Genomic DNA, 10,968 nt, shown 5'->3' with positions numbered 1-10,968 from the left:
CACCGTCGCCCGGCACTGGGCCGAGCGGCGCCCCACCCCGACCGCGCACATCAGCCTCGACGACGTCCGGGAGTGGGTGCAGTCCGGCTTCGCCAACCCGCAGTCCGGCTGGAACAACGCCTCCGAGGCGCAGTACCGGCTGGCCCGCCGGACCTGCGGCTTCGCCTGCCGCAACTACCTCGCCAACGGCATCTCCTGCATCATCGACGACGCGGTCTTCCCCGACCGCCCGGCGATCGGCCTCGGCGGCTGGAAGCGGCACATCGGGCCCGGCATGATCCCGGTGGTGCTGCTGCCGAGCCTCGACTCGGTGCTCCACCGCAACGCCCGGCGCAGCGGGAACCGCCGGCTCGGCGACGAGGAGGTGGCGCGGATCCACGGCCGGATGGCCGGCTGGTACAACTCCGGGCTGCCGATCATCGACAACTCCCACCTCGACGTGGCCGCCACCGCCGCCGAGCTCGACCGGGTGATCCTGGCCCGGCTGATGGGCATCCCGGTCCGCTGAGGGGCCCGGTGGCCGGGTGCTCCGGGGGCCCGCCGGCCCGGCGGGTGTGTCGGTGCCGACTGCGATGATGGACGGGTCCTGAACGTTCGACCGGGGGAGCCGCGCCCGTGCCGGAAGGCCACATCATCCACCGCCTCGCCGCCGAGAACCACCGTGCCTTCGGCGGCCGGGCGGTCCGTGCCAGCAGCCCGCAGGGGCGGTTCGCGGACGGCGCCGCGCTGATCGACGGACGGGAGCTGGAGGCGGCGGAGGCCGTCGGCAAGCACCTGTTCCTCGGCTTCGGCGAGGACGCCTGGGTGCACATCCACCTCGGCCTGTACGGGGGCTTCGGCTTCGCCGCGATCGGCGACGGCCCGGTGCCGGCGCCGGTCGGGCTGGTCCGGCTGCGGTTGGAGAACGACGAGCACGTCGCCGATCTGCGCGGCCCCAACACCTGCGCGCTGATCACCGGCGCCGAGAAGGCCGCGGTGGCCGCCAGGCTCGGCCCCGACCCGCTGCGCGCCGACGCCGACCCGGAGGCCGCCTGGCGGCGGATGGCGGCCAGCCGGACGACGGTCGCCGCCCTGCTGATGGACCAGAAGGTGCTGGCCGGGGTGGGGAACGTCTACCGCGCCGAGGTGCTGTTCCGGCACGGCATCGATCCGCACCGGACGGGCCGCGAGCTGCTCCGGGCCGAGTGGGACGCGATCTGGGCCGACCTGGTCGCGCTGATGCGCGAGGGCGCCGGCGCGGGCCGCATCGACACCGTGCGCCCCGAGCACACCCCCGAGGCGATGGGCCGCCCGCCGCGGGTCGACGACCACGGCGGCGAGGTGTACGTCTACCGGCGGGCCGGGATGCCGTGCCTGGTCTGCGCCACCGAGGTCCGGGCGGAGGAGCACGCCTCCCGCAATCTGTTCTGGTGCCCGTCCTGCCAGCCGGCGGGTACCCCGGCCCGCTGACCGGGCCGCTGACCGGGCCGGCTCAGCCGGTGGCCGCGTCGTGCTCGGGGTGCTCGTCGTGCCCTGGGCGTTCCGGGTGCTCGGGGTGCTCCGGGTGCTCGTCGTGCTCGTGGTGCTCGGGGGAGTCGACGGCGCACGCGTCCAGCAGGGGGCGCAGGTTCGCGTCCACGAGCCGGTAGCGCACGACACGTCCCTCCTTCTCGCCGGTCACCACCCCGGCCGTCCGGAGCAGCCGCAGGGCCTGGGAGACGGCGGGGTCGCGCATGCCGGTGGCGACCGCCAGGTCGGTGACGGCGAGCGGCCCGGTGCGGTGCAGCGCGAGCAGCAGGGCGAGGCGGCCGGGGTCGGCGAGCAGCGAGAAGCGCTCGGCCCAGGAGCGGACGTGGGCGGTGTCGCCGATCGCCGCGATGGCCTCGCAGACCCGGTGCCCGTCGATGGTGCGGTGGCCCGCGCGGTCGGCCGGTACGAGATGCATACGGGCCATTCTCGCAGGCGGGACGCTGTGATCCTGGACACCTGCGCAGGTGCGCAGCCTTGCAAGGGTCACCGCCCGCCCCCTACGGTGTTGCCCGCCGTGGTGCTCGGGAAGACCGGTGACAGACCCCCAGGGGTCCCAGTCCGGAGCGGCCCTCGCCACTGTGATCGGGGGGAAGTGTCCGTACCCATGTCGCCACTGGGCGCCTCGCGCGTCTGGGAAGGCGGGTACGGGAGCCCCGTCAGCCAGGAGACCGGCCGCGGCATCTCACGAAGTATTTCCACGAGGTGCTGGAGCGTGATCCCAGGATGACCCTGCCCGAAACCGTCGCCGCCCCGGCGGCGCCCACCGCCCTGCCCACCTTCCGATGGCGGCGGGAGGACACCGTACGGACCGCCGGCCTGATGGCCGTGATCCTGGCCATGCACGTGGTGGCCTTCGGAACGCTGATCTTCCTGGTCGCGCCGGAGAAGTACGAGGTGGGCACCCAGGTCTTCGGGGTGGGCCTGGGCATCACCGCCTACACCCTCGGCATGCGGCACGCCTTCGACGCCGACCACATCGCGGTGATCGACAACACCACCCGGAAGCTGATGGCGGACGGCAAGCGGCCGGTCTCGGTCGGCTTCTGGTTCGCGCTCGGACACTCCTCGATGGTGGTCCTGATGGCCGCCCTGGTGGCGGGCGGCGCGCAACTGGCCAGCACCCTGATGGACGACGAGTCCACCACCCACCAGTGGCTGGGCGTGGTCGGCACCTCGGCCTCCGGGGCCTTCCTCTACCTGATCGGCGCGCTCAACCTGGCCGCGCTGTTCGGCATCCTCAAGGTCTTCCGCTCGATGCGGGAGGGCCGGTTCGACGAGGCCGAGCTGGAGGACCACCTCAACTCGCGCGGCCTGCTGGCCCGGGTGCTGAACCGGGCCACCCGCTCGATCACCCGCCCCGGCCAGATGTTCCCGGTCGGCATGGTGCTCGGCCTGGGCTTCGACACCGCGACCGAGGTCACCCTGATGGTGATGGCCGGCTCCGGCGCGGCCTCCGGCCTGCCCTGGTACGCGATCGTCTGCCTGCCGCTGCTGTTCGCGGCCGGCATGAGTCTGTTCGACACCCTGGACGGCACCTTCATGAACTTCGCCTACCAGTGGGCGTTCTCCAACCCGGTGCGCAAGGTCTACTACAACCTGACCATCACCGGACTGTCCATCGCGGTGGCGTTCATCATCGGGACCATCGAACTCGTCGGCGTCCTGCACGAGAAGCTGGACCTCACCGACCCGGTGACCGGCTGGATCGCGGACATCACCCTGGACAACGTCGGCTACGCCATCGTCGGCCTGTTCGTCGTCGTCTGGGGCGCCGCCATCGCCTACTGGCGCCTCGCCGGCGTCGAGCAGAAGTGGGCCGCCCCTGCCGCCCCCGGTTCGGCGCCCGGTTCGGCGCCCGTCGGCGGCGCCGAGTAGTCCCGCCCGGCTCACCGGCGGGCCTGTGCGGGAAGTCGGACCGACCGACTTCCCGCACAGGCCCGACGGGCTCAGCCGCCCGCGAACTCGCGGAGCTTGGCGCGGGTCTCCGCGTCGGTGGAGGTGATCACGGTGCCGATCATCCCGCGGGTCAGGAGCACCTTGTAGGTGTTCCGGATCAGCCGGTCGACCTCGGTATCGGGCGTGGACCGCGTGAACACCGGGTCCTTGGACGCCGTCCGGTCGGTCACCCAGCGATCCTGCCGCCACACGAGGTCCGGGCCGAGGATCACGCCGCTCCAGTCGTACTCGAAACCCTGGGCCGTGTACACGCAGCCGACCTGCCCGAAGCCGCCCGGATCGGTGGCCCAGAGCGCGGACGGCGGGGCTCCGTCCACCGCCGAGTCGCCGTGGACGTTCCACGGCCGGGACCAGTCGCCGATGACCACGTCCTGGGGGAGGGGCTCGCCCGGCTTCGGCTTCGTGGTCCACTTCCAGCAGTACCCGGCCGACATCCGGGCACCGAACCCTTCCGCGTTCCGGGTCTGCAGCAGCAGCTCCAGCTCCAGCGGTGAGTCGACGACCTGGAGCTCCATCCGGCCGTCCGGCTCCCAGACGGCCGGCTGCTCGTCCTGCAGGCCCAGCAGCCGTACCACCCAGCGCAGGTAGGCCTCGCTGCCGCCGCAACGGAACTGGCCGTCGAGCGGAACGACCTGACAGGACAGCCCCTTGTCCGCCGCGGCCTTCCGGATCTCGTCGACCGTGCCCATCTCACCCGGGCGCACAACCTGGTGCTCGTCCAGCAGGAACACCGGCACCCTCGCGGCGTCGATCAGCTCGTCGATCTGGGGCTTGCCCGTGCGGTTCGCGGCCTTGGTCCAACGGTTCGCCGAGGTCAGACGGATCCGGTGGGCCTCGTCGCAGACGAGCACGTCGAGACCGTTCCTATCGGCCGTCATGAAGCTGTTGAAGTACTTGAACAGCTGCTGGACCTCGGGCTTGCGCGCGCCCGCGACCTTGCGCATCGTCTTCGTGAAGGACTGGGAGCCCGTCGCGTGCAGCGCGCGGTGGCCGTCCCGGTAGAGCTCGCCCAACAGCGAGAGGGCGATCACGCTCTTCCCGCTGCCCGGCCCGCCGGTGATCACCACGACCTCCTTGTGGTCCGACTGCCGGGCCTTGCGGACCGCGCGCATCACCAGCTCGAACGCCTCGCGCTGCTCCTTCAGGAGGATGAAGTGCTCCCGCTCGCGGACCTCGGCGGCGGCGACGGCCATCAGCTGCCGGGACGGCTGGATCCGGCCCGCGCGCAGGGCGTCGCCGGCGGCGGAACCCGGCCCCGGGGCGAGCAGGGTGCGGAGGTGGTCGATCAGCCGCTCCCTGCGCTCCCCGGTGAACAGCCGCCCCTGCTGGTTCTGCTCCACCTCGTAGAGCCCGGACACACCGAACTCGGTCGCGTTGTGGAGGAACGCCACCCCCGCGACCAGGTGCTCGCGCCCGTCGAGGGCGCCGTTGAAGTCGCAGAGATAGCGGACGTAGTCGCGGACCTGCTCGACCGGGTTGAGCACCGGGCGCGGGTACGCGTCGACACGGCAGAGCGCGGGCGCGCCGTCCTCGGGCTCGGCGCCGGACCACTGCTTCAGCTCCACGACCACGTAGGACGGTTCGCCGGTCACCGGGTGGGTGCCGGCGAGGACGACGTCCGCCCGCTTGCTGCTGAGCGGGAGGGCGTACTCGATCAGCATCTCGACGTCGCCCAGGCCCGCTTCCCGCAGCGTCGCCGCGAGCACCGGCAGACTGCGCTCCCAGGAACGGACCTCGGATGCCGTCGGCCGGTGACCGTAGGAATGGAAGAACTGTTCGGCCAGACGCGCGGCGAGCGCTCCGGCACGGTGCTCGACGGTGACGGCGTCAGCGGTGGCACGGAACAGCAAGGCTTCCCCCCAGGCAGTACGAATCGGGGCCACCCTAACGCGGGCCACTGACATGCCCCAGGGCCCGGGGAGACCCGGCATCCGCTGTTCCGCTCGCTGGTTCGGCCGCGTACCATGACGCCGTCCCGCGCCCGAGCGTCCCTCCTGTCTCCTGGTGGCTCCTTCGTGCTCCTGCTTCAGCTCCCCGCCCGCGACCTGCTGCGCCTGCACGAGCGCGGGCTGCTCATCAGTCACCTCTCGCAGCGGCACCTGGTGTTCCGGGACAGGCTCGCCGGTCCCGGGGACGAGCGTGCCTGGCAGGCCAGTCTGATCGAACTCGCTCGCGATCTGGTCGAGGTCGACCGCGGCGATGTCCGGATGTTCGTGGAGTACCAGCCGAAGGCACTTGACGGTTCCGAGGTACCGCCCATGGACGTCCTGTTGGTCGGCCGGTTCCCGGACACCGACCGTGACTCGGTGTTGATCGTGGAGCTCAAGCAGTGGCGCGAGGCGGTCCGCAGCGAGGCCGATCCGGCCAAGTACGAGGTGCCGGGGATCAGGAAGCCCAAGGGGCACCCGGTCCAGCAGGTCCGTCGGTCGTACCGGTTCCTCACGGGTCCTGGAGGGATCCTGCACGGACTGACGATCGAGATCGCCGGGTTCTCCTACCTGCACAACGCCGAGGACGAGCAGGTCGCCGACCTGCTCAACGCTCCGGAGGCCACTGGGAGTGACGGGCTGTGCTTCACCTCGGACAGTCGGGACGACCTCCGTCGACTGCTGCTCCAGCGCTTCGCCGCCGGTGACACCGAGGCAGCCGCCGAGCGCATGATCGACCGCATCGGTATCCGCAACACACCGCTGCTGGAAGCGATGATGAAGTCGCGCGGGGAGGACACGGTGTTCACGCTGCGCGGGGCGCAGCAGACCGTGGTGGACGACGTGCTGCGGACGCTCACCCGGATCTACGACCGGGACGAGCGGGGCAAGCACGTGATCGTCGTCACCGGCGGGGCCGGGACGGGAAAGAGTGCCATTGCGCTCGAACTGCGCAACCGCCTGCTCAACGACCGCTACCGGGTGGGCTACGCGACCGGGGCGAGGGCTTTCCAGGCGAACCTCCAGGAGTACCTGGGCATGTCCGACGCGCGCTTCAAGCGGGACTTCCACTTCTTCAACGGCTTCGTTGATCCGCCGGAACCGTTGCTGGACGTCCTGCTCTGCGACGAGGCGCACCGGTTGCGCGAGCGCTCGACCTTCGACGGGCCGAACGGCAGCAGGAGGCCACCCGGCACCCGGCCGCAGGTCGAGGAACTCATCGACGCCGCTCGGATCACCGTGTTCTTCCTCGACGAGGCCCAGAGTCTGCGTCGGGACGAGGTGGGCACTCACCGGCTTATCGTCGAGGCCGCGGAGCGGATGGAGGTCCCGCACCGGACGTATCCGCTGACGGAGTACCACCGTTGTGGCGGAAGCGCGCTCTATCGCAACTGGGTCTGGGACCTGCTCGGCATCGACGGCGGTAGCCCGCGGCCGTGGGTGCCCGACGGGCTGATGCACGTCGAGGTCGTGGACGAGCCGCGCGGTCTGGAACGGATCATCCTGGAGGAGGACGCCGCAGGAGCGAGTGCCCGGATGGTGGCCGGCTTCTGCTGGAAGTGGAGCGACGCCCGGGCGGACGGCACCCTGGTGGCCGACGTCCGGATCGGTGACTGGCACCGTTCGTGGAACGCGCGCGGGGAGATGAAGGAGTTCGCCGACCGGATTCCGCCGGCGAAGCTGTGGGCCACCCGTCCCGAGGGGCGGGGGCAGATCGGGTGCGTCTACTCCGCCCAGGGGCTGGAGTGGGACTGGTGCGGTGTGATCATGGGCGACGACCTCGTCCGCCGCGGTGACCGATGGGTGATGAGGAAGGGGAAGTTCCGGGAGCGCGACGACGGCGAGGGGTACGACACGCTGGCGCCGGGGTCTGCCGACCCACGGGTCTCGGGTGACCGCGGCATCGGCTTCGAGCAGCGCGTTCGGCACGCGTACCACGTCCTGATGACCCGGGCCGCCCGGGCGACGGTGCTGTACTCCACCGATCCGGAGACGCAGGGGTTCCTCCGTTCCGTCGTTCCGCCGGTGGACCTTCACGGACTGCGGCCGTCACAGGCGGCCAAGGCGCCGGAGGACCGTACCGCGCGCAGACTCCCGTCGCGGCGGAAGCCACGGACCGGGCAGTGGAGCGAGCGGACGGCGGTCCAGGAGGCCGGTGAGCAGATCGCCTTCGACCTCGGCGACGGCCGGGCTTGATTCGCGGTCGGCCCGGCGCTTGAATGGCAGGAGGAAGCCCTCGGGTGGGCTGCCGGGTCGAGCCAGATGCAGGCAACTGGATCCTCCCCCAGCGGTTGCTGGGGGCTGAGGCCCCCGGAGTCCTCCCGAGGGCTTCCTCCCGTCAGGAGCGGAGGCCGCTCGGCTGCGGCCACCAGTGCCGCTTGGTCAGGTAGGAGTCGTCGCCGACGACGTCGATCCCGGCGCCGAGAACCTCGCCGGTACGACCGTGACGGACCAGCTGGTGTTCGCAGCTCAGCAGGTACGAGGCGCAGCCGAGGTCGTCGGGCGGACCGGTGAGCGCGGTGTTGAGGAAGCCGGCGTGGAGATCCGCCAGCTGGACGCCGTCGTAGGCCTCCGTGCTCGTCCAGCGGGGCGGCCACCGGAGAAGGTGCCAGGGCGTGTCGGATGCCGCGACCTGCGCCCGTTCCAGATACGCGAGGGTGTCCTCGTGGTCCATGCCGCGCATGTGCCCGAGCCGAAGCGCGGCCTCGCGCGGTCCACCGGGCCACCCGGCCGCCGCGACCGCGACGCGTTCCAGCAGCAGGCGGCAGCAGTACTTGTAGAAACGGTGCACGTCGGAGAAGGCCTCGTTGTCGTGCTCCAGCCGGGGGTCCCCGTAGGCGCTGTCCTTGTGGACCACCACGTGGACGACCTGGGCGTCGGGGAGTCCGGAGAGCAGGTCGGCGGCGAGCCGGCGCCGGTCCGCGTGCTTCTTCTTGAAGTGCTCGACCCAGTGGAGCGGTTTCCCGGTGCGGACGTCGGCCCGCAGCCCGGCCGCGATCGCGCGCATGTGGCGTTCCCGCTCCCGGGGAACGAGGAAGGCCGTCATGGCGAAGAACGCCGATGCCCGCGGTCCGAAACCCCGGTCACCGGTCTCGTCGACGTAGACGGACAGTCCGGAGGCTGTCCGGTGACCCGTTGCGTTCCCCACCACGCGCGATTCCTCTGCCCCTCGTGGGCCTTGCCGAAGGCCCGCTCCCCGTACCGCCGCACCGATTCCGGTGGCTCGCTCCGGCGTAACGAGATCGTACTGGCCCGATCGGTCGGCGTGGACTCTGCCCGGGTGGGGGCGTTCGGCGGGCGGATCGGGGGTGGGGTTCGTAGGCTCGACGCATGGCTGATGCGTACGCGGGCCGGCGGGAGCGGTTGCGGGAGCACTGCGGTGCGTCCGGGGCCGATGCGGCGCTGATCACCCGGGCGGCGAACGTGCGGTACCTCACCGGGTGTCCGCCGTGCGGGGCGACCCTGCTGCTGACCCGGGACCGGGCGGTGCTGGCGCTGCCCGACGACCTGCCGCCGGACGACACCGGGGAGCACCTGATCTCGCCCGAGGTGACCCGGCTGGAGGTGGCGGCCGGGGCGGACACCGCGCTGGCCGCGGCCGGTGCCGCGGCGGGGCTGCGGGTGGCCGGGCTGGCGGTGGAGGAGCACGATCTGACGGTCACCCGGCACCGGGCCGTGGCCGGGCTGGTCGAGGGTACCCGGCTGGCGGACGTCGGACAGGCGGTCGAGCGGCTGCGGGTGGTCAAGGACGAGTACGAGATCGCCGATCTGCGGATCGCCGCCGAGATCGCCGACCAGGCGCTCGGCGAGCTGCTGGAGTCGATCCTGGTCGGCCGGACCGAGCGGCACCTGGCGATGGAGCTGGAGCGCCGGATGATCGACCACGGCGCGGACCGCGCGGCGTTCCCGGTCTCGGTCGGCACCGGCAGCCACTCCGGCCAGCAGGCGCACCAGCCCACCGACCGCCGGGTCGAGGAGGGCGACTTCCTGACCGTGGTGCTCGGCGCCCGGTACCGGGGCTACGGCGTCTCGACCGCCCGGACCTTCGTGATCGGGGCGGCCCCGGCCCCCTGGCAGGTCGAGTTGCACCGGCTGGTGTTCCGGGCCCAGCGGGCCGGCCGGGAGGCGCTCGGCCCGGGGGTCGAGCAGCACGTGCCCGACCAGGCGGCGCGGGCGATCCTGCAGTCCGCGGGGCACACGGAGACCTCTCCGCACCCGGTCGGCCACGGCATCGGGCTGGAGATCCGGGAGGCACCGCGTCTCGGCCCCACGGACATGGGTAAACTGGACAGCCGCGTGCCGGTCACTGTCGGCCCGGGGGTCCACCTCCCGGGACGCGGCGGGGTCCGGATCGAGGACACGCTCGTCGTTCGCCCCCTTGAGGAGGGCGGGCCCGAGCTGCTCACCATCACCACCAAGGAGCTCCTCGCCCTGTGACACAGGCGTGTCCCAGGACGCGACCCCTTGGTTCCTTGACAGCTATATCCAGGAGTTAGTGCGCCCGTGGCTTCCACGAACGATCTCAAGAACGGCATGGTCCTCAAGCTGGACGGCGGGAAGCTCTGGTCCGTCGTCGAGTTCCAGCACGTCAAGCCCGGCAAGGGCCCGGCCTTCGTGCGCACCAAGCTCAAGGAGGTCCTGACGGGCAAGGTCGTCGACAAGACCTTCAACGCCGGCACCAAGGTCGAGACCGCGAACGTCGACAAGCGCACGATGCAGTTCTCGTACAAGGACGGCGAGAACTACGTGTTCATGGACATGGACACCTTCGACCAGCTGACCATCGAGCCGGTCGTCGTCGGTGACGCCGCCAAGTACCTGCTCGAGGGCTTCGACGCGCTCGTCGCCGTGAACGAGGGCGCGGTGCTGTACATCGAGCTCCCCGCCGCCGTCGAGCTGGTCATCGCCGAGACCGAGCCGGGCGTCCAGGGCGACCGCTCCACCGGTGGCACCAAGCCGGCCACGCTGGAGACCGGTGCCGAGATCCAGGTCCCGCTCTTCGTGACCACCGGCGAGAAGGTCAAGGTCGACACCCGCGACGGCAGCTACCTCGGCCGGGTGAAGTAAGTCCGTGTCGTCCGCACGCACCAAGGCCCGCACGCGAGCCTTCCAGATCCTGTTCGAGGCCGACCACCGTGGGGTCGACCCGCTGACGGTCCTCGCCGACTGGGTGGCCCGGGCCCGGGAGCCCAAGCCGGACGAGGGCACGCCTCAGGTCGGCGAGTACACCATGGAGCTGGTGGAGGGGTACGTCCAGTACGCCCGCCGGATCGATGAGCTGATCTCGCAGTACGCCGTCGGCTGGACGCTCGACCGGATGCCGATCGCGGACCGCAACGTCCTGCGGCTCGGTGCCTACGAGCTGATCTGGGAGGACAGCGTCCCGGACGCGGTCGTCGTCGACGAGGCGGTGGAGATCGCCAAGGAGTACTCCACCGACGACTCCCCGGCGTTCGTCAACGGTCTGCTGGCCCGCTTCATGGAGCTCAAGCCGAGCATCCGCCGCTGAGGCGCGCACCTGTACCGACGGCCGTCGGACCGGAAACGGTCCGGCGGCCGTTCGGCGTGTTCAACC

The 10,968-nt window shown here is 71.4% G+C and carries 8 protein-coding genes, 2 pseudogenes and 1 riboswitch; of the genes and pseudogenes, 7 read left to right on the top strand and 3 right to left on the bottom strand.

Going from position 1 to position 10,968, the window contains the following annotated elements; all coding sequences use genetic code 11:
* Positions 1-508: pseudogene (locus tag BI06_RS25025) on the top strand (hypothetical protein); the annotation flags it as partial.
* A 107-nt stretch (positions 509-615) separates the two neighbouring features.
* Positions 616-1,449 (top strand): Fpg/Nei family DNA glycosylase, encoded by an 834-nt coding sequence (locus tag BI06_RS25020; protein WP_030396061.1) that lies wholly within the window; start codon positions 616-618, stop codon positions 1,447-1,449.
* Between the two features lie 139 nt (positions 1,450-1,588).
* Here BI06_RS25020 and BI06_RS25015 read toward each other — a convergent pair.
* A pseudogene (locus BI06_RS25015) lies at positions 1,589-1,924 on the bottom strand (ArsR/SmtB family transcription factor); the annotation flags it as partial.
* A gap of 83 nt (positions 1,925-2,007) precedes the next feature.
* A riboswitch (cobalamin riboswitch) is annotated at positions 2,008-2,201 on the top strand.
* A gap of 31 nt (positions 2,202-2,232) precedes the next feature.
* Here BI06_RS25015 and BI06_RS25010 point away from each other — a divergent pair.
* On the top strand, positions 2,233-3,384 hold the full coding sequence (locus tag BI06_RS25010; RefSeq protein WP_043471814.1) for a HoxN/HupN/NixA family nickel/cobalt transporter: 1,152 nt from the start codon (positions 2,233-2,235) through the stop codon (positions 3,382-3,384).
* A gap of 71 nt (positions 3,385-3,455) precedes the next feature.
* Here BI06_RS25010 and BI06_RS25005 read toward each other — a convergent pair whose 3' ends face one another.
* Complete coding sequence (locus BI06_RS25005; protein ID WP_043471813.1) at positions 3,456-5,315, bottom strand: DUF2075 domain-containing protein; 1,860 nt, start codon at positions 5,313-5,315, stop codon at positions 3,456-3,458.
* A 165-nt stretch (positions 5,316-5,480) separates the two neighbouring features.
* Between BI06_RS25005 and BI06_RS25000 the strand changes: the two genes are divergently transcribed.
* Positions 5,481-7,589 (top strand): DUF2075 domain-containing protein, encoded by a 2,109-nt coding sequence (locus BI06_RS25000; RefSeq protein WP_051741802.1) that lies wholly within the window; start codon positions 5,481-5,483, stop codon positions 7,587-7,589.
* A gap of 142 nt (positions 7,590-7,731) precedes the next feature.
* On the opposite strand, the gene BI06_RS24995 is transcribed toward BI06_RS25000, so the two are convergent.
* On the bottom strand, positions 7,732-8,544 hold the full coding sequence (locus BI06_RS24995; RefSeq protein WP_043471811.1) for a DUF3800 domain-containing protein: 813 nt from the start codon (positions 8,542-8,544) through the stop codon (positions 7,732-7,734).
* A gap of 179 nt (positions 8,545-8,723) precedes the next feature.
* On the opposite strand from BI06_RS24995, the gene BI06_RS24990 reads away from it, so the two are divergent.
* The 3 genes from BI06_RS24990 (at position 8,724) to nusB (ending at position 10,902) form a co-directional block, all read left to right on the top strand.
* Positions 8,724-9,830: a Xaa-Pro peptidase family protein gene (locus BI06_RS24990; RefSeq protein WP_030396064.1), complete on the top strand. Its 1,107-nt coding sequence runs from the start codon at positions 8,724-8,726 to the stop codon at positions 9,828-9,830.
* A 66-nt stretch (positions 9,831-9,896) separates the two neighbouring features.
* The gene (efp, locus tag BI06_RS24985; protein ID WP_030396065.1) at positions 9,897-10,460 is read left to right on the top strand and encodes an elongation factor P; all 564 of its coding nucleotides are present in this window, start codon (positions 9,897-9,899) and stop codon (positions 10,458-10,460) included.
* A 4-nt stretch (positions 10,461-10,464) separates the two neighbouring features.
* Positions 10,465-10,902 carry a transcription antitermination factor NusB gene (nusB, locus tag BI06_RS24980; RefSeq protein WP_030396066.1) on the top strand — a complete coding sequence of 146 codons (438 nt, stop codon included), beginning with the start codon at positions 10,465-10,467 and terminating at the stop codon, positions 10,900-10,902.
* Positions 10,903-10,968 lie beyond the last annotated feature (66 nt).

Origin of the sequence: Kitasatospora sp. MBT66 (assembly GCF_000710405.2) — a bacterium.
Lineage (GTDB): Bacteria > Actinomycetota > Actinomycetes > Streptomycetales > Streptomycetaceae > Kitasatospora > Kitasatospora purpeofusca.
Note: the sequence above shows the minus strand (reverse complement) of the source record. Positions and strands in the feature narration are given on the sequence as shown.